General features: G+C 62.4%; 14 protein-coding genes. 7 read left to right on the top strand and 7 right to left on the bottom strand.

From position 1 onward, the window contains the following. Nucleotides 1-55: 55 nt before the first annotated feature. Complete coding sequence (locus QN222_RS07555; protein WP_283965167.1) at nt 56-601, bottom strand: Pycsar system effector family protein; 546 nt, start codon at nt 599-601, stop codon at nt 56-58. Between the two features lie 133 nt (nt 602-734). On the opposite strand from QN222_RS07555, the gene QN222_RS07550 reads away from it, so the two are divergent. Both QN222_RS07550 and QN222_RS07545 read left to right on the top strand, forming a co-directional pair. Then, nucleotides 735-4,325 (top strand): FecR domain-containing protein, encoded by a 3,591-nt coding sequence (locus QN222_RS07550; RefSeq protein ID WP_283965166.1) that lies wholly within the window; start codon nt 735-737, stop codon nt 4,323-4,325. Next, nucleotides 4,325-6,313 (top strand): CHASE2 domain-containing protein, encoded by a 1,989-nt coding sequence (locus QN222_RS07545; RefSeq protein ID WP_283965165.1) that lies wholly within the window; start codon nt 4,325-4,327, stop codon nt 6,311-6,313. The genes QN222_RS07550 and QN222_RS07545 overlap by 1 nt, the downstream gene beginning before the upstream one ends. 43 nt (nt 6,314-6,356) lie before the next feature. Here QN222_RS07545 and QN222_RS07540 read toward each other — a convergent pair whose 3' ends face one another. Genes QN222_RS07540 through QN222_RS07525 form a run of 4 tightly spaced genes read right to left on the bottom strand, consistent with a single transcriptional unit; the run spans nt 6,357 to nt 9,459 of the window. After that, nucleotides 6,357-7,157, bottom strand: a complete 801-nt coding sequence (locus QN222_RS07540) for an enoyl-CoA hydratase/isomerase family protein (protein WP_283965164.1) — start codon at nt 7,155-7,157, stop codon at nt 6,357-6,359. Between the two features lie 7 nt (nt 7,158-7,164). Beyond that, nucleotides 7,165-7,920: an SDR family NAD(P)-dependent oxidoreductase gene (locus QN222_RS07535; RefSeq protein ID WP_283965163.1), complete on the bottom strand. Its 756-nt coding sequence runs from the start codon at nt 7,918-7,920 to the stop codon at nt 7,165-7,167. Between the two features lies 1 nt (nt 7,921). Continuing rightward, nucleotides 7,922-9,073, bottom strand: a complete 1,152-nt coding sequence (locus QN222_RS07530; RefSeq protein WP_283965162.1) for a thiolase family protein — start codon at nt 9,071-9,073, stop codon at nt 7,922-7,924. Beyond that, nucleotides 9,070-9,459: an OB-fold domain-containing protein gene (locus tag QN222_RS07525; protein WP_283965161.1), complete on the bottom strand. Its 390-nt coding sequence runs from the start codon at nt 9,457-9,459 to the stop codon at nt 9,070-9,072. Before QN222_RS07525 ends, QN222_RS07530 begins: the two co-directional genes overlap by 4 nt. 127 nt (nt 9,460-9,586) lie before the next feature. On the opposite strand from QN222_RS07525, the gene gcvA reads away from it, so the two are divergent. Beyond that, complete coding sequence (gene gcvA, locus QN222_RS07520; RefSeq protein ID WP_283965160.1) at nt 9,587-10,513, top strand: transcriptional regulator GcvA; 927 nt, start codon at nt 9,587-9,589, stop codon at nt 10,511-10,513. Between the two features lie 99 nt (nt 10,514-10,612). On the opposite strand, the gene QN222_RS07515 is transcribed toward gcvA, so the two are convergent. After that, complete coding sequence (locus tag QN222_RS07515; protein ID WP_284005343.1) at nt 10,613-11,944, bottom strand: MFS transporter; 1,332 nt, start codon at nt 11,942-11,944, stop codon at nt 10,613-10,615. 232 nt (nt 11,945-12,176) lie between these two features. Between QN222_RS07515 and QN222_RS07510 the strand changes: the two genes are divergently transcribed. From QN222_RS07510 to QN222_RS07495, 4 genes are all read left to right on the top strand, one after another. Further along, nucleotides 12,177-13,097 carry an NAD(P)-dependent oxidoreductase gene (locus QN222_RS07510; RefSeq protein ID WP_283965912.1) on the top strand — a complete coding sequence of 307 codons (921 nt, stop codon included), beginning with the start codon at nt 12,177-12,179 and terminating at the stop codon, nt 13,095-13,097. Between the two features lie 52 nt (nt 13,098-13,149). Further along, nucleotides 13,150-14,409 (top strand): CoA transferase, encoded by a 1,260-nt coding sequence (locus QN222_RS07505; protein ID WP_283965911.1) that lies wholly within the window; start codon nt 13,150-13,152, stop codon nt 14,407-14,409. A 1-nt stretch (nt 14,410) separates the two neighbouring features. After that, nucleotides 14,411-15,844: an aldehyde dehydrogenase family protein gene (locus QN222_RS07500; protein ID WP_283965910.1), complete on the top strand. Its 1,434-nt coding sequence runs from the start codon at nt 14,411-14,413 to the stop codon at nt 15,842-15,844. A 224-nt stretch (nt 15,845-16,068) separates the two neighbouring features. After that, nucleotides 16,069-17,304, top strand: a complete 1,236-nt coding sequence (locus tag QN222_RS07495; RefSeq protein WP_284005342.1) for an MFS transporter — start codon at nt 16,069-16,071, stop codon at nt 17,302-17,304. Between the two features lie 99 nt (nt 17,305-17,403). Here QN222_RS07495 and QN222_RS07490 read toward each other — a convergent pair whose 3' ends face one another. Next, nucleotides 17,404-18,333 carry a LysR substrate-binding domain-containing protein gene (locus tag QN222_RS07490; RefSeq protein WP_283962643.1) on the bottom strand — a complete coding sequence of 310 codons (930 nt, stop codon included), beginning with the start codon at nt 18,331-18,333 and terminating at the stop codon, nt 17,404-17,406. Nucleotides 18,334-18,437 lie beyond the last annotated feature (104 nt).

Here is an 18,437-nt window from a genome sequence, read left to right as displayed (position 1 = left end):
TCCACAATGCCATATATGAGCTTGAGAGGCACTCGCCGCTGATGGAGGGCCGATGTCAGCCGGTCGCCAGGATCGCCACGTAGGCAAGCACCGTGACGATCAATCCCCGAAAAGCAAGATTGACGAAGCGGTATTTGCTGCACGCGATCGACGCAAGGGCGTCAGCATTCTCGATATATTGCTGGAACAGATAGGCCGGGTGGCCGCCGGCTGCGGCTTTGCGGAACGTCTCGCGATGCGACAGCCACCCACCCCAGAAGAGCGTCGTCGACGTCGCGCTCTTTCGCGGCAGAACGACGAGGATCGCCGAAATGATCGAGAAGATTGAAGCAATCGCCAGCAATGCCGATAAAATCATCGCCAATGGATCATCACCGAGATAGCGTTGCCAAGTGAACACGTTTCTTCCCTCGGCCGAACTGATGAGGAAGGCAAACATGAAAGTGAAGATGTAGGCCGCCTTCTGGTCCGACATCTTTATTTGGTCGTAAAAGACGTCGTTGATCTTCCGTATGTGGTCGTAATACGCGCTTGGTCCGAGCTCCAGCGGTAATACTTCATCCGAAAGGTCTATGCTGTATACGCTTTCGCTAATCGCCATCTAAACCTGCCCCCTCGCACTGTTTCCCTCTTAATACACCGTAGCGATAAAAAAAGCCGCGGCATCACAGGGAACTTGACTTTTTTCTCCTGAAAATCCACTGGATTCGCAAGAACGAGGGTGGGACTCGGCAATGAGGGGACGTTTATCGGGGGTCATGTTTGCCGCCACGGTGCTGCTTGCGCCGTGGCCGACGTTTGCCGAGCCGATTCCGCGCCAGGCGCCCGCGGCCGGATCCGTCATCGCCCGCAAAACCGGCGAGGAGGTGCGCTTCGTCGACGTCTCCAACTGGCGCGTCGTTGATCTCGCCCAGGATCTGCTCCCCGGCGACGTCTTGCGCACCAATGCGGTAGGCGCGCTCGCCGTCCTCTTCAGCGACCACACGCAGATCCGGCTCGGACGCAACACCGCCTTGCGCGTCAAACAGATCGGCGCGGGCGACTCCAGCCTGGAATTGCAATCGGGCACGATCTGGGCCCGCGCCGAGCGTGGCGGTGAAGGCCTGGTGATCGACACACCCGCTGCAACCGCCGCCATCCGCGGAACGGACTGGACGCTGACCGTCGGAGGAGACGGCAAGACTTCGCTGGTCGTTCTCGAGGGTGTTGTCGAGCTCAGCAACGCCTATGGCAGCGTGACCGTGAAGCAGGGCGAAGGCGCCGTCGCGGCGATCGGCAGCGCTCCAACCAAGATCGTAATCATCACGCCGAAAGACCGCGAGCAGATGCTCTTCCATCTGTCACTGCGCAACGCCTTCGTCTGGATGCCGGCGACACCGCTCAGCGTTCCGCAGATGCGTCGTGAGCGCGCGCGGATCGAGGCAGAGCCGGAGGCCTCTCGCTCGACCGAGGACTGGCTGGCGCTTGCCGAAATCTATCTGTCGCTGAACGGCCGCCAGAAAGCCCAAGCCGCTCTTTCGGAGGCGACCAGGCGCGGTCTCTCCGGCTCGCAGGTTGCACGCGCCGACCTGATCAGGGGGTTGATCGCCGGCTCCTCGAACCAGTATCGGGAGGCGGCTCGCCTGTTCTCGAAGGCCGAACGCGGGCTCGACCCGAGCCGCCGGACGATCGCTGCCTATGGCGGCTATTTCGCGCGCGGGCTTGCTGACCCCAATCGGGTGGAGGAACCGCCGCGGAACGCAAGCGGCCGCTATGCTGGGATGGCGCAGGCCTGGACCGCAGGTTTCCGGGAAGACATTCCCGCAGCGATCGAGGTGATCAAAAGGGCCGAGCAGAGATATCCCGACGATCCGACATTGCCGGCAGCGCGCGCGCAGCTCGCCATGTTGCTCGATGATCGCGACGAGCTGCGCGACGGAGTCGAACGGGCACTTGCGATCGATCCCAACGATCCGACGGCACTAGAGGCCCGCGCCCACTATCGCTATCATATCGACAACGATCTCGAGGGCGCCCTCGCCGATCTCAACAAGGCGCTGGAGACTGCCCCGGGCTCCTCGTCCATCTGGAATTCCCTGGGTCTGGTCCAGGGTGTTCGCGGCGACAACCGGGCCGCGGAGGCCGCTTTCAAGCAAGCGATCGCGCTCGACCCGCTGGACCCGGTCGCGCATGCGAACCTTGCCGTCCAGTATCTCGACGAAACGCGGATGGCCGAGGCAAAGCGTGAGCTCGATACCGCCCTTGCCGTCGATCCTTCTTTCGATATCGCTCTGGTGGCCCGCGGCCGTTATCACCTGCAGAACGGTGACGTGGACAAGGCGGTCGAAGACCTGCTCGCGGGCTCCACCGCCAACCCTGCCTATTCCAATGCGCAGCTCCTGCTCGCCGCCGCGCACTACGAGAAAGGTGACCGCATTCCGGCGGCTCAGGCACTCGACAATGCCGACAGGCTCGATCCGAACGATCCGGTCGTGGCGACCGTGCGCACCGCCCTTGCGATCGATGCCTACGACGCCGACGGCGCAATCCGCAACGCCCAGGAAGCAATGCGCCGCACCCGCGCCAAAGGCGGCGACACGGCGGCGCTCGGCGCCAATCAGGAGCAGGGCTCGACGCTCAACGACGCCTTCCGCCTACAGGGGCTCGACGCCTGGGGCCAATATTACGGCGACGCCGTCTTCGATCCCTTCACCGGCGCAAGCTATGTCGACCAGGCGGTCCGCGGCAGCGTCAATCCGTTCTTCAACACGTTCGATTTTGCCGCCAACGCCATCACGAACACGATCAACCCGGGCAGCTTCTCCGCTCTGATCCAGGGGCTCATGATCGAACCGCATATGCTCGCTAGCCGCGAGCGCACCGTCAATTTGCTGCGTTCGCCGTTCTTTGAAACAGAACTTGGCGGCGGGTTCATCGCAAACGAAGATCATACCGGATGGATTGGTGAAGCTGCGGTACGAGGATTTACGGTATCCCCGTTTCCGATCAGCGTTTTTGGCACGTTCCAGTGGGAGGAGCCGAGAGACACGATCGAGTCCGGAGGCGCGCGCATTGAACGCGAACTGAGGCTTATCGGAGGTAACGGCTACATCACGGCCAGTCCGACTCCCGACGATCGTATAGTCGGCTTCGCCAATTATTCGGATGTCGATGAATTTCGCGAACTGCTGCCGGTCCCGCCGGACATCGACATAGGACACGAAGCTTCTGGTATTCTTTCCGGCCTCGCCTGGAGCCACACATTCGGCTACCGCAACGTCGGTAACGCTGCGCTATTCTTCAATGAACTCCGCACCGAAGATACCGACACCGAGGACTTCGGCGCGGTTAAATTAAGCAGCGATGTTGAGGCTAAGGAGCGTACCTACATCGCTGCTTTGAACCATATGTATGGCGACGGTGACCTGACGTGGCGCTACGGCGTGGAAGGCGGGAAAATCAGGTCGGATACGAAGACGCAGATTAGTCTCATCGTTCCGCCGCCTCCCTTCAGCGTGACCGACTTCCAGTCGTCTACGCAGGCCGTGGCAAAGGCCTATATCGACGGCATCTACGAAATCACGCCCGATCTCAAGGTCGAAGGCGCGCTGTTCGCCCGCTACATCGAGGACGTCAACGACAACAATATCCGGCCGGAGCCGAAGCTCGGTGTCGCCTGGGCACCGGCCGAGGGTCATTGGCTGCGCGCGGCCGTCCAGCGCGAAGGTTACAATTTCGGTACGGCAACGCTGGCGCCGGTCGGCATCGTCGGGCTGCAGCCGAACCAGTTCCTGATCGGCACGCAAGGCTATGCCGACACGTTGGCTCTGCGGTGGGACGCCGAATGGAACGATTGGCTCTTCACCGCGGTTGACTACCAGCATCAGGAAATTCGAAACGGCTCAATCGATCTCCCGTTCTCAATCACGGACTTTGCCTTCGACAAGGCCAGACTCGACCGCCTGGCGCTGACCGCCAATCTGGCGCTCGGCCACGGTCTCGGTCTGTCGGCAACCGTGGCCCGGACGGAAAGCGACGACCTCTCAACGGGGGGCGACCTTCCATTCCTGCCGGAGAATTCGGGCCAGATCGCGCTGACGTGGGTTAACACCGCCAACATCAAGACGACGGTTGCAGCGAACTATGTGGGCGAGCGCACCTCGGATCTCGGCACGACGCTCGACGACTTCTGGACCCTCGATGCATCCCTCCTATGGGAGCCCTTCGACAAGCGGTTCGAGTTGGAACTCGCCGGCTTCAACCTGCTCGACGAGGAATTCGAGGTGCGCGACGGCCTTCCCGGCTGGGGGCCGACCGTCAAGGGCACCGTTAAAGTGCGGTTCTGATGAACGCCCCCGCTCCAGCGCTCGTCCCCCAACGCTTTTCCGCGGCAGTCGAACGAATTCGCCGTTCCACGCGGCGGATGAAACTTGCCGTCTTGACGGCCTTCGTCGCCGCCCTCGTCTCGCTTGTCTCGCTGACGGGCAGCTGGTCGCTCGTCGATCTGCGCGCCTATGACTATCTCTCGATCATCGGCCGGCCTCCGCTCCCGGAAGATGGTCCGATCATCGTCGCGATTGACGAGCCGTCGATGGCGGAAATCGGCAGCCAATGGCCCTGGCCGCGCGCACTGCACGCGCGCCTGATCGAATCGCTGAGACGCGCCGGCGCGCGGGCGATTGCCCTCGACGTCATTTTTGCCGAGCCGGCCGCTGCCGCGGAAAGCGATGCGGCACTGGCCGCGGTCCTCGGGCCCGACATCGTGCTTGCCGGCGACCAGTCGGTGATCGAGACACCGCAGGCCGACCAGTACGTCCGCACCGAACCGCTGCCGCTTTTCACGGCGACGGGCGCGAAAGTGGGCATCGCCTCGGTCAATCTGAGCGGCGACGGTACGCTCAGGCAGATGCCGCCCTATGCGGACGGCTTCGCGCTGACACTTGCAACCGTCGCTGGAGCAGGCCCGGCGCCGCCGCCGACGGGAGCCCTGATCCAGACCTTCGGCCCGGCGCGCACCTACCCGACCGTTTCCTATTACCAGGCGCTCGATCCGGAAAATTTCCTGCCGGAGGGCATCTTTCGTGATCGCGTCGTCATCGTCGGCCTGAGCCTGCAGAATGCACCGTCGCTTGCGGCCGGGGGAGTCGATGCCTTTGCCATCTCCGACACGGTGTTTTCGCGCAGCCTCGTCGCCGGCGCCGAAGTCCAGGCGACGATCTACGACAATCTCGTGCAGCGGCTGTTCATCAAGCGGGGGGGCGCGACGATCGCCATACCGGCGATCGTCCTCGCCGCCTTGGCCGCGGCTCTGACAGTCTCCAAATCGACAAGCTGGAGGACACTCGGCTACGGCGCCGCTGCACTCACCCTGATCTTCCTGGCAAGCTATGCCCTTATGCGTCTCGGCCACGTGTTCGTCTCGCCGCTCGGCCCCGGACTGGCTTTCTTCGGCGTTGCGGTCGGACAGGCGGGTCTCGACTATGCCGAGGAGCGCAGACAGCGACGCGAAATCACGCGTGCCTTTTCACAGTATCTCTCGCCCGCGCTCGTCGAACGGCTGGCCCAGGATCCTTCGCAGCTGAAGCTCGGCGGCGAGAGGCGCACGCTCACGATCCTCTTCTGTGACGTTCGCGGTTTTACGACGATTTCGGAGGACATGAGGGACGATCCGGAGGGACTGACGACGCTTATCAACAGGCTCCTGACCCCGCTTTCAGAGGCCGTGCTCAACCGGGGCGGCACGATCGACAAGTATATCGGCGACTGCCTGATGGCGTTCTGGAACGCCCCGCTCGACGATCCAGACCACGCGGTCCACGCCGTTCAGGCGGCGCGCGACATGCTCACCGCTCTCGCAAACCTCAACGCGGAACTCGAAGCCGAAGCAACGGCGGCAGGACGTCCGCCGAAGACCTTGCGGATCGGCATCGGCATCAATACGGGCGAATGCGTCGTCGGCAACATGGGGTCCGCCCGCCGCTTCGACTATTCGGCACTTGGCGACGCGGTCAATCTCGCCTCGCGCCTCGAGGGAGCGTCGAAGGACTACGGCATCTCCCTGCTGCTCGGCGAGCGGACGGCGAAGCTTGCGGCGGCGAGATTTCCGACCGCCGAAATCGACCGGATCACCGTCAAGGGCCGAAGCGAGGTCTCGCCGGTATTTACGGTCGCTGATGGTGCCAGTGAGACCGCGCTCCAACACCATCACCATTTTCTCGAAGCGAAGTATCGCGGCGCGGTCGCCGCCGATGACCCGTTGTTCGATCAGCTCAAGACAGAACTGCCGTCGCTCGAGCGCTACTATGAACGTGAGCGGGAACGGCTTTTGAGTTGACGCAACCCCCGATGCCGAGCCGGCGTCCGCCAGGCCGCGACGTTCAGCGCCCGATGTAAACAGGCCTTCGCTTCTCGCGGAACGCGATCCGCCCCTCGCGCCGATCCTCGCTGTCCCGAAGGACGCCCCAAGCCAGTTCCGAGAGCCGGAAGGCCTGTGCGGTCGTCATGTCCGCCGCCTCGGTGGCGAGCATCTTCACCAGTTGAACTGCCAGCGGACCGTTGCTGGCGATCGTCGCCGCCACTTTCGCAACGGCTGCCTCCAGTTCATCCTCGGGAGCCAGCTCTGTTACCAGGCCGATATCGTAGGCGCGGGCCGCATCGATCCTTTCGCCCGTCAGCAGCAATCTCATTGCGATGTTCCTTGGAACCGCGTTGAGGATGCTTGGCACGCCGCCGCCGGCCGGCAGGCTTGAAACCGCAACCTCGGGCAGCCCGAAGGCCGCATTCCTCGAGGCGATGATGAAGTCGCACTGGAGCGCCAGCTCGAGGCCGCCGCCGAGGCAAAAGCCATTCACCGCCGCGATCAACGGCTTTTTGATATCCAGGGACTTCAGATCGAACAGCTTTATATAGAGGCCGCGCTCGGCCGCCTCTGCGCGCGAAAGGTTGAATGCTTCTACGAAGCTGTGATCGGAGTCGATCGTGGCACCCAGATCGGCACCGACGCAGAAGGCGCGCCCTGCCCCGGTCAAGACGATCACTCTGACGGATCGGTCTTCATTGGCGAGGCTCAGTTCCCTCCGCAGATCGACGAGGTGCTCGACATCCAGCGCATTCAGCTTGTCGGGACGGTCGATGCGGATCGTTGCAACATGGTTTTCGGTGGTGGTTTTGATGGGCATCTTCGGCTCACACGCTAGGACTCGACAATGACCGGCCGCCGCAGACGTAGAGCAACTGGCCCGTGATGTAGGAACTCGCCTTCGCGGCGAAGAACATCACTGCCTGGGCAATGTCGTCGGGTGTGCCGATGCGCTGCATCGGCACGCTTTTCTTCAAACGCTCCTGCACGTCGTCGGCGAAGGTCTGGAACAGCGGCGTCGCCACGATCCCGGGTGCGACGGCGTTCACGGTGATGCCCTGAGACGCCAGCTCGATCGCAAGGCTGCGGGTCAGGCTGACGACGCCGCCTTTCGCCGCCGAATAGTTGGCCTGGCCGAAACCGCCGAGCCAGGCCCGCGACGAGATATTGATGATGCGCCCGTATCGCTGCTCGATCATCGCCGGAACGACGCTTTTGCAGGTCAGGAACTGGGACTTCAGATTGGTAGCGATGACACTATCCCAATCGTCCTCCTCCATTTTGACCAGTCGGCGATCGCGGACAATCCCGGCATTGTTCACGAGGATATCGATCCGCCCAAAATGCTCCCGCACGTCCGCGACCGCATTTTCGACCTGCTCGCGGCTGGTGATATCCGCCTGCACACCGAGCAACTTCCCGTCTCCGTAACTGCTCTTCAACGTGTCCACTGTTGCGGCGAGCGTCTGGGCGTCGAAGTCCACGAGGGCGACTGCGTTGCCCGCCTCCAACAATTTCTCGGCTACGCCCAGACCAATTCCGCGCGCGCCGCCGGTCACGATGGCAATCTGATTGTCGCTCATCTTACACCCCCAGGATGTGGACCGCGGATGCGGCGTGGTCGACGCCGGCGATGCCGCCGCCCGTGCACTGCGTCAGGCCGATTTTTGCGTTCTCGATCTGTCGTCCGTCCGCGCGATTCTGGAGTTGCCAGACGATTTCGACCATCTGGGCCACACCTGTCGCGCCGAGCGGGTGCCCCTTCGCCAGAAGGCCGCCGCTGGGATTTACGGGAACTCGGCCGCCCAGTGCCGTGGCGCCGCTGCGAAGCAATTCGCCACCTTCGCCGGGTTTGGCCAGTTGCAGAGCTTCGTAGTAGAGCAGTTCCGCGATCGTGAAGGCGTCGTGAAGCTCGACCAGGTTGACGTCCTTCGGGTCGACGCCCGACTGTTCGTAGGCAAGACGAGCCGTCCTGGCGGTAATCTCCGCGTCCAGGATGTCGTCACAGCCGAGCTCCTGGTATCCCGACTGAACCGCGGACGCCAGGATGCGGACTGCCGCCGAATGCTGCGTCGGGCGACGGGTCGTGAGCACGACTGCCGCCGCGCCGTCCACCGCCGACGGGCAGCATTGCAGCAAGGTCAATGGCTCTGCCACCGGCCTCGAATTGAGCACCTCCTCAAGTGTCACTTCGGTACGCTGCTGGGCGAGAGGATTGCGTGCGCCATGCGCCCTGTTCTTCACGGCAACGCGGGCGAGCAGCTCGGCCGTTTCGCCCCTTTCGTGAAGGTAGCGCGTGCCTCTCATCGCGTAGACCGTCGGCAGGGTCATTCCATGGGACGCATAGAGCTCTGTCTTGTAGTCGTTGCGCTGAAGCGGGATGGTGCCGCCGCCGAGCTGCGTCAGCTGCTCGACGCCGAACACGACGACGGTCTCGTAAAGTCCGAGCCTCAACGCCTGGCAGGCGAGATGCACAGCCGTGGCACCGCTGGCGCAGGCGTTCTCGACATTGTAAAGGGCGGGCCCGGTGATGCCCGTGTCGCGCATCAGAACCTGGCCCAGCACCATTCCGCCGTAGACATTGGCGGCATAGATCGCCTGAACCTCTTCTCGGCGCACGCTGGCGTCCTTCAATGCATTGAGAACGGCGGCCTGCGCCAGACCCTGCATGGAAAGCTCGTTATGACGACCGAAGGGCGTCATTGCCGCCCCGGCGATATAAACCTGGCTGGTCACGATTTTCCTCCCTTGGCGACCGTGAAGAAATAGTCGGCGTTCGGATCGGCCCCCTCGCCTTTGCTGCGGACGCAGAGCCGCGAACCGATCTCCGGCTTCTCGCCGTCGGCGAGCTCCAAGCGTCCGAAGACCCTGACGTCTTCCGGAAAATCGGCGTAGACGAGCACGAACGGCTTCAGGCCGGTCTTCGGGTTCGGATGGATTGTCGTGTGGCTATAAAGGATTGCCTCCGGCGACAAGTTGATCGGATGAAAGCGATCCGCCGAAGGCGACGTTCCCGGTATGCGCGGAAACACCGCCTTCCCTGTGTCCTTCTCCCGTGATGCATCCAGGCACACGGCTTCGTCGCGAGATCCGGTGCGGCTCGCCACCTCGATCGAGGTCATTGGGGGTTCCTCCACCTATTGAACTGAAATTCGATACAGGAAGGGTAGTCGAACCGCGGATTTTCTAAGAACGACAAAGGCTGCCGCCACCGTTGACTAAAAGGCAACAGTATCGCTATGTTCTGCCATGGACATGCTGCCGCCCTTAAATGCGCTGCGAGCCTTCGAGGCCGCCGGACGCCTCCAGAGCATCCGACGTGCGGCGGAAGAACTGCTAGTGACCCCGGGCGCCGTGAGCCGGCAGGTCCAACGCCTCGAGGCCTATCTCGGCGTTCGCCTTTTCCGTCGCGATCCGCGCGAGATCGTGTTGACGGCCGAAGGGGAGCGTTACCTGGCCGCCGTGAGCCGACACCTGGATGGAATACGCGAAGAGACCCAGAAGCTGACGGGGCGGAAATCCGTCGAGATCCTGAGGGTTCGGGCCTACACCACCTTCGCCATGAAATGGCTCATTCCGCGGCTCGGCACGTTTCATCAATCGAATGCAACAACGGAAGTGCGACTCACGACCTCCAACGAAATGGTGGACTTCGAGCGGGAGAGCGTCGACGGAGCCATTCGCCTTGGCGACGGAAACTGGCCCGGCGTCGAGGTGGACCGGGTGATGAGGAATGAGCTGGTGCCATTGTGCACGCCGTCATTCGCATCCGAGCGGGGCATCAACGATGTGGCCGACCTGAAGCAGGTGCCCCTGCTGCACTCGTTCGTCAGGCCGGATGATTGGCGATACTGGCTCGAAGCCGCAGGTGGTTCGGACATCGATGCCTATGCCGGCGACAAATACGCAAGCTCGACGCTCGCCTATCAGGCAACGCTTGAAGGCCAGGGTGTCATGATCGCGCAAAAGGCGCTGTTTGCCGACGATCTCCGCACCGGCCGCCTCGTTCAACCGATCGATTTCACCCTCGATCGCGGTGACTTCACCTACTATTTCATCTATCCGCGCAACCGCCTGAGAAGCCCGGCGTTCAGGCGTTTCCGCACATGGCTTCTCGATCAGGCAGAGTCTGGCGACGGCTCCAGCCTGAAAACGGCCGATCTGGCCAAGGCATGACCCATGGGCCAACGAAAGAGGCGCGCGGCTACCATTGGCCGCGCGCCTCTTTCTTGACCTGCACCGTACCGAGGAGCGGTCGTGTGGACGAGCCTCCGCCTATCGCAGCGGCTGTCCCTTCGTCTCAGGCAGGCTCGCATAGACAGCCGCTGCCACGAGGCAGACCGCCGCCAGATAGAGCCATGTATAGCCGCCGTATCCTGCCCCGTTCATGACGGTGATGATGTATGGGGCCGTGCCACCGAAAAGCGTCACCGAGAGCGCATAGGGCAAGGCAACCCCCGTGACGCGGACCCGGGCCGGAAACTGCTCGACCATCAGCACGGCGGCAGCGCCGGCAAAACCCGTCATGATCACCATCGCAATCGTCATCATGGCGAGTCCTTCGACGAAGCTCATGCCCGGATAGAGCAGAGCGAAGCTCGGCCATGCCCAGAGGGCGGACAACAGCGCAAAGCCAATCAGTACGGGCTTCCGCCCGATATTGTCAGCGAGCTTGCCGACGAACGGAATGATGAACAGCGAGATCGTCACTGCGATGACGCCGATGAGCAGCGTTTCCGCACGTGGCATGCCCGTTACGATGTGAAGGTAGGACGGATAGTTCACCATCCAGACGTAGTTCAGGAGGTTGCCCGACATTGCGATGCCGATAACGCGCAGCGCATCACCGCGGTGCTTGAAGATCACGTCCCTCAGTGGGTTCTGGGGGACCCCTTCGACGGCGATCCGTTTCTTGAAGACTTCGGTCTCCCCAACGGAGAGGCGTATCCAAAGCGTGATCAGTCCCAGAAGGGCGGCCACCACGAAGGCAACGCGCCAGCCCCAATCGGTCAGGCCGGTTTCGCTGCCGAATGCAGCAAGGACATAGCCCAGCACGAACGACACCAGCGTTCCGGCGTTGATGGCGAACCATTGCCAGGAACCGGCGAATGCCCGCCGCTCGGCGGGCGCGGACTCGACAAGAAACGCCGACGCCGAGCCGAATTCACCACCGGCCGAGAAACCCTGGACCAATCGTGCGATCACAAGGACGATCGGAGCTGCGATGCCGATGGTGTCATATCCGGGGCAGACGCCGATCGCGAACGAAGCAACGGACATGAGTAGAATGGAGAGTGTCAGACCCGCTTTTCTTCCATATCGGTCGGCGAATGCACCGAGGACTGCGCCACCGATCGGCCGCATCACGAAGCCGACCGCGAACACGGCGAACACCTGCAGCAACGCCGTCAGGCTGTCGCCCGCCGGGAAGTATTGCTGCGCCAGGATCGATGCAAAGGTCGCGTAGATGACCCAGTCCGCGTATTCGACGATCGTGCCAAGCGTTGCGGCGACGACCGCCTTCTTTTGCGCATAGGTCAGCGTCCCCGCATGCTGCGGCTGGCTGTCAATGCGGATATTCGATGTGTTGCCAAGAGTATCTGACATCGCGCTCCTCCTCCGTGCTGTCAGTCAAACGGTCGTCTCGACCTTGCACCACGATCCCAGAAAGCCCCGGCGGGTGTGAGCGAGTTTTCTGGCCTTGATCGTTGACTAAAATTCAACACCGGGATGCACCCGAACTGTTGAGTTCTGGTCAACGGTAGCGGCCGAATTCTCACTTGAAGAAACGGGCATTTACGGACCGTACTAAGCGCCTGACCTGATGGTGGAGGAGACCATGGAAAATCACACATCTCGCTCGTTTAGAGACATCGGCTTCATTGGCCTCGGCGCGATGGGAGCGCACATGGCCCGGCACATCGCCGGAGCCGGCTTCAAGCTTCACGTTCACGACACGAGCAGCGAGATCCTTGAGCGCTTCGCGTCATTGGGAGCGAGCGTGTGCAGTTCTCCGAAGGCGGTTGGCGACGCCGCGGACGCCGTGCTCGTCTGCCTTCCGACACCGGATATCGTCGAGCGCGTTGCACTTGGGGAAAATGGCCTCGTCCACGGCGCGAGAGCGAAAATCTATGTCGACCACTCGACGACCGGCCCAAGCGTCGCTCGAAAGGTGGCCGAGGCACTGGCACAAAGGCAGATAACCGCACTCGACGGCCCGCTCGCCGGCGGCATGCGGGGTGCGGAAGCGGGCACGCTTTCGGTCATGATCTCCGGTGAGGAAAAAGCCTTCGACGCCTTGAGGGCCGTCTTCGACTGCTACGGTCGCAACGTGGTGCATGTGGGAGATCGCGTCGGCCAGGGGCAGGCGCTCAAGTTGATCAACAACATGATCGTCGGGGCGAACTTGGTCGTTGCCGCCGAAGCCACCTTGTTCGGCATCAAGTACGGGCTGGCGGCCGAGACGATCCTTGAGATGCTCAATGCCAGCACGGCACGCAGCTTCGTGACCGAAGACCTTCTCGAAAAACGCGTTCTCGACCGCCAGTTCGACTTCGGCTTCCGGCTTGAGCTCATGTGCAAGGACCTTCGTCTTTGCGTCAGCGAAGCCGAGGCCACAGGGGCGCCAATGATGGTCTCGGCGCTGGCCAAGCAGTTTTACGAACTCGCGCACGCCCATGGAAACGCCACTCAGGACATGACGGTCGTCGTCAGGGAACTCGAGAGGGCATTCGGCGTGAACATCGAGCGCCGGGTTTGAGTCCTTTGCGCGGCGCCGAGCCGACCATTTGGGCAGTTGAGGAGGTGGAGCCATGCTAAGCGGAGCATTGAACGGACTGACGGTCATCGACTTCACGCATATCGGCGCAGGCCCGACGTGCACGATGCTGCTCGCCGATATGGGCGCCAAAGTCATCAAGGTCGAGCCGCCGGAAGGCGAGTTGGGCCGCAAGCTCGGCCCGGCGTGGATCGGCAACGACAGCGCCCTGTTTCATGGCTTCAACCGAAACAAGCTGGGCCTGAACCTCGACCTTAAATCCCCCGCTGCCGCGGACGCGGCACGCTGCTTGGCCGCCGAGGCAGACATCGTCGTCGAGAGCATGCGGCCCGGGGTGATGGACAGGCTCGGGCTCGGTTACAAGACGTTGTCGGCTTTGAACCCGCGGCTCGTCTATTGCTCGATTTCCGCCTATGGCCAATCCGGCCCCTACGCTCAACGACCGGGCGTCGACGGCATCCTGCAGGCCGACAGCGGCCTGATGAGCATCATCGGTACGGAAGATGCCGAACCTTCGAAGGTGCAGGCTCCCGTGATCGACGTCTTCACCGGCTATGTCGCGGCGATGGGCATCCTGGCGCAATTGCGCAAGACTGAGGAGATTGGCCTCGGCGCGCAACTGGACGTCAATCTTTTCAACGCGGCAATCGCGCTTCAGCAGGTTTCACTCACCAATTATCTCGCGGACGGGGAGGTCCCGAAGCGCATCGGGAGTGCGGCCCCCTACTCTGCTCCCAACGAGGCCTTTGAAGCGGCAGACGGCTGGTTGATGGTCGCCGCCTATAACGGCGGTCGTTGGGAGCGATTGTGCGAGGTACTCGGCGTTCCGGAACTTGCAGCAGATCCACGCCTCGCGGATTCGTCGACGCGCGTTGCCAATCGCGCGCTGATGAAGGAGTTGCTCAGCCCACGCTTCCGGCAAAAGAGCCGCGCTGAATGGCTCTCGCTGCTGCTGCAGGCCGACATCCTTTGCGCGCCTGTCTCCGACTACAAGGATTTGATGGATCACCCGCAACTCGCGGCCAGCGGCATGTTGCTCAAGCTCCGCGATCCGCAACATGGCGAGATCACCGTGCCGGGCTTTCCGATCAACAGCGCGGCCATGAACGCCGGCAATCACAAGGTGGCGCCTAAACTCGGCGAAGACTCGCGCGCAATTCTAAGGTCCTATGGCTTCAGCGAGCAGGCAATCGACGGCGTGCTGGAGAGCAACGTCATAAGCATGACCAAAAAGGCCCCCGTCCCGATGAAGTCGGGGGAAGAAGGAAACAGAACCAAGATGGCGAGGGAATGAGATGAGCGACCGGACTGTGAGTTACATCGGCGGCAGGGATGTCGACCCTGTCGACGGCCATTATTCCGTCAAGCTGGACCCGCGCACGAAAGCCAGGATAAAGGACGTCGGCAATGGCGGCGAAAAAGACGTCGCGCTCGCCTGCGACGCGGCCTCCCAGGCGCTGTCTGCATGGAGCGACATGCGCCCGTCGGAGCGCGGCCGGATCCTCGTCGATATCGCGCGACGACTTCGCGAGGATGGCCAGCACATTGTCGACATCGAAAGCCAGGAAACGGGAAAGCCCGGCCGCGAGATGGCCGCGCTCCTGGATCTCACCGCCCAGTATTTCGAATTCTATGGCGGCATCGTCAATGTCATGGACGGGGAAGTCATCAATGTCGGCCCCGACTATCACGTCTACACCAGACGGGACCCCTTCGGCGTCATCGGCGTGATACTTCCGTGGAACGCGCCGCTGCATCAGGCAGCCCGCGCCATCGCTCCGGCGCTGGCGACAGGAAACACGGTGGTCGCCAAGCCTTCCGAGCACACTTCGGGCTCGCTCGTGGCCTTCGCGAAGTTCGCGGTCGCGCACGGCTTGCCGGCCGGGGTCTTGAACGTGGTCGTCGGCAAAGGCTCTGCGGTCGGACCGGCGATGGCCACCCATCCTGCAGTACGGAAAATATCGTTTACGGGCGGCCTCAAGGCCGGCCAGGAACTGGGGCGGATCGCAGCCGAACGCGTCCTTCCCCTCACGCTCGAACTCGGCGGCAAGAGCGCCAACATTGTCTTTGACGATGCGGATCTGGAGGCCGCGGCAAAAGGCTCGACGCGCGCATTCACCTGGAATAGCGGGCAGTGGTGCGCCGCGGGAACGCGACTTCTGGTGCAGGAAAGCATTCATGATGCGTTCGTCGAGAAACTCGTCGCCAACGTCGCCGCGCTTCATCTTGGTCCGCAGTTCGACGCCTCCAATGGCCCGATCACGACGGAGGCGCAATTCGAGAAGATCAAGAGCTTCTTTGCCATTGCCGAACGTGATGGCCTGACGCCCGCGATCGGCGGCAAGGTCGCCACCGGATCCGAACTCGGAAGCGGAAACTACATCGAGCCGACGGTCTACACCGGTGTGCGCAATGACATGGAGCTCGCCCGAGAAGAGATCTTCGGGCCGATCCTGTGCGTCATTCCGTTCAAGGATGAGACGGACGCTGTGCGCATCGCCAACGATTCCGATCTCGGCCTGGCCGCCGGTATCTGGTCCCAGAACATCGGACGGGTTCACCGTGTGGCCGCTCGCCTCGAGGCCGGGCGGATCGTCGTCAACGAATACAGCGGCGGCTTCGTGCAGACCCCCTGCGGCGGTTTCAAGTACAGCGGCTATGGACGCGAGCAAGGAATCGACGCGCTTTCACACTACACTCAGCTCAAATCCGTGATCATTCGCCTTTGAAGCCTAATGCATGTTTCCTTAAATCGTGGTCGACCCAGCGAGTGAAACATGCAGAAATTCAGAGCGTTGCAGCGTCCTTTGCGCGGCTGTGAAGACGCGCGGCGCTGCGGGGGGTCGCAACACAAATGCCGGCCCTCGTCATGGTGCGGCCGGCCAGAATGTCATTGTCCTCGACAGCAAACCCGTGCTCTTGGGCGGGAACTGCCCTGGACAGAGGATGAGCAATGGAGAACGACGACCTCATTCAGATCGGAACGGCGGAGTACAAGCGCCTCGCCACCGCGATGGTCATGGCTGGTTTCGCCACGTTCTCGCTGTTGTACAGCGTCCAGCCACTTCTGCCGGAGTTTTCCACGACGTTCGGGATCTCGCCCGAAAATTCGAGCCTCGCTGTCTCGTTGGCGACCGGTCCGATGGCGATCGGGATTCTGGCTGCGGGCTGGCTCTCGGACCGGATCGGGCGTCGGACATTGATGATCTACTCGCTGATCTCCGCCGCGCTCTTCGGGACCATGGCGGCGATTGCGCCAACGTGGGAAAGCCTGCTCCTGTTGCGCTGTCTGTCCGGCATCGCGCTCGCAGGCGTGCCTGCCGTCGCGATGACCTACATTGCCGAAGAGGTAGAGCCCGCCACGATCGGTCCCGCCATGGGGCTCTACATCGCGGGTTCGGCGTTCGGAGGGATGATCGGGCGGCTTGGCGCGGCGGTCGCCACCGAGTGGCTCGGCTGGCGGTGGGCGATTGCCTCGATAGGCCTCTTCAGCGCGGCAGCCGCGATCGTCTTTTGTGCCAGCGCCCCCGCATCGCGCGCGTTTCAGCCGCAACGCCATTCCCTTCGGAGCTTCCTCGGCGGTTATGCAAGCGTGCTTCGCGACCGGGTTCTGCTGATGCTCTATGGCACCGGCTTCCTCATGATGGGAGCCTTCGTCACGATCTACAACTACGCACCGTATCGGCTGGCTGTCGAACCCTACGCTCTCAGCCATGCCGAGATCGGCGCGATCTTCCTGCTCTATATGCTCGGATCGGCAAGTTCCGCCTGGTTCGGGAAGCTGGCGGGCCGGATCGGCGTGCGCCCGACGTTCTGGCGACCCGTCGTCGTTCTGCTGATCGGCCTGCTGCTGACTGCACCCTCTCCGCTCTGGCTCATCGTTTCAGCGATCGGGATCGTCACGATGGGGTTTTTCGGGGCGCATACCGTCGCCTCGAGCTGGGTCAGCAGAAGAGCCTTCGACAGTCGCGGCTATGCGAGCGCGCTTTATCTCTTCGGCTACTACGCCGGCTCGAGCCTGCTTGGTTCTGCGGGTGGGGTGATGTGGAGCAAGTGGGGTTGGGAGGGGGTCACGGCTTTTACCGCCGGGCTTTGCGTCACGGTCCTGGCGATCGCGTTCATCATCGCCCGCGCGCCACCACTCGCAAATCCCCGGCAACCTAAGACTGGTCAGCGATTGCCGGGCTAGAGCGTCCTGCTTTCAAGTGGAATCGCTGAAAGCAGAAAAGATGCTCTAGATTCAAAGTTCTAGAGCGTCCTTTGGGCGTTCATTTGAACGCCCGGCGCTCTAGCCTCGCCAGTCAGGGGGACAGCCCCTGTCGAACTTTGCCGAAGGTCTGGTGTTCCTGGCATCCAGCAAAGCCGAAACGAAGGCCCGAACCAGGCTTGCCTTCTGCATGTCCGGCCGGAACAGAAGATAGCTTTTGAAGTAGACCGGCGGCTCGAAGGGGCGGAAGATCAATCCCCTTTCGGCAAAACCGTCGATTGCCAAAGGGTTGACTATTCCGACGCCAACTCCCTCGAGCGCAAGCGCGCAAGCGGTGACCGCGAACGGGGTTTCGATGACGAGATTTGGCCGCACGTCTGCTTCCGCACACAAGCGATCGAACTGGAGGCGCGCCCTGTCCTCCGGCGACAGCGCGACGTAATCGACGCCGTCGAAGTCTTGGGGCCGTATCACGCTCTTGACGGCGAGCGGGTGGCCCGGCGGCATGGCGCAGAGCGCCGGAAAGCTGCCGAATACCTGATGGCCGACACCGGAAAGGTCGACCTCGTCCGCGGCGAGCCCGAGGTCGAATTCCCCGTCCACCACATGATTGCGGACGGCTGCGGACGTCATGATGCTGAGGGTAACGATCGCCGAGGAGTGCGTTTCGCGGAATTTGCGGACGGCCCGCGGCACGATGGTCGAACCCGCTGCGGCGAGGCTTGCGACGCGGATGTGCCCGGAGCCGAAATCGCGGATGCGGGCGGCCGAAGACCGTAGCCGATCAAGTCCGCGGAAGCTGGCCTCCACGTCGCGATAGAAGATCTGCCCCTCGGGCGTGGGCACCAGCCTGCCTTTCACGCGGTCGAAGAGGGCAAAACCGGTGGATGCTTCGAGCTCGGCGATGAGGCGGCTGACGGCAGGCTGGGTGATCCCCATCAGCTCTGCGCCCGCAGATACGGTGCCGGTGATGATGACAGCGCGAAACGCTTCGATCTGGCGGAAGTTCACGTTCTGGACCTATAAGGTTTCGGCATGGACTTAGGCATGTTCGTCAATTGCCCTTCTAGGGTCCGCATGTCAACACTGGGCTCGAAATCTGAACGAGGACAAGA

Origin of the sequence: Sinorhizobium sp. 6-70 (genome assembly GCF_030124375.1) — a bacterium.
Taxonomy (GTDB): Bacteria; Pseudomonadota; Alphaproteobacteria; order Rhizobiales; family Rhizobiaceae; genus Sinorhizobium.
This window is presented reverse-complemented; position numbering and strand designations above follow the sequence as displayed.

What these genes read in the sequence shown, in the direction of transcription:
- QN222_RS07555 (WP_283965167.1), bottom strand. Translation starts at nt 601, where the DNA reads ATGGCGATTAGCGAAAGCGTATACAGCATAGACCTTTCGGATGAAGTA.
- QN222_RS07550 (WP_283965166.1), top strand. Translation starts at nt 735, where the DNA reads ATGAGGGGACGTTTATCGGGGGTCATGTTTGCCGCCACGGTGCTGCTT.
- QN222_RS07545 (WP_283965165.1), top strand. Translation starts at nt 4,325, where the DNA reads ATGAACGCCCCCGCTCCAGCGCTCGTCCCCCAACGCTTTTCCGCGGCA.
- QN222_RS07540 (WP_283965164.1), bottom strand. Translation starts at nt 7,157, where the DNA reads ATGCCCATCAAAACCACCACCGAAAACCATGTTGCAACGATCCGCATC.
- QN222_RS07535 (WP_283965163.1), bottom strand. Translation starts at nt 7,920, where the DNA reads ATGAGCGACAATCAGATTGCCATCGTGACCGGCGGCGCGCGCGGAATT.
- QN222_RS07525 (WP_283965161.1), bottom strand. Translation starts at nt 9,459, where the DNA reads ATGACCTCGATCGAGGTGGCGAGCCGCACCGGATCTCGCGACGAAGCC.
- gcvA (WP_283965160.1), top strand. Translation starts at nt 9,587, where the DNA reads ATGGACATGCTGCCGCCCTTAAATGCGCTGCGAGCCTTCGAGGCCGCC.
- QN222_RS07515 (WP_284005343.1), bottom strand. Translation starts at nt 11,944, where the DNA reads ATGTCAGATACTCTTGGCAACACATCGAATATCCGCATTGACAGCCAG.
- QN222_RS07510 (WP_283965912.1), top strand. Translation starts at nt 12,177, where the DNA reads ATGGAAAATCACACATCTCGCTCGTTTAGAGACATCGGCTTCATTGGC.
- QN222_RS07505 (WP_283965911.1), top strand. Translation starts at nt 13,150, where the DNA reads ATGCTAAGCGGAGCATTGAACGGACTGACGGTCATCGACTTCACGCAT.
- QN222_RS07500 (WP_283965910.1), top strand. Translation starts at nt 14,411, where the DNA reads ATGAGCGACCGGACTGTGAGTTACATCGGCGGCAGGGATGTCGACCCT.
- QN222_RS07495 (WP_284005342.1), top strand. Translation starts at nt 16,069, where the DNA reads ATGGAGAACGACGACCTCATTCAGATCGGAACGGCGGAGTACAAGCGC.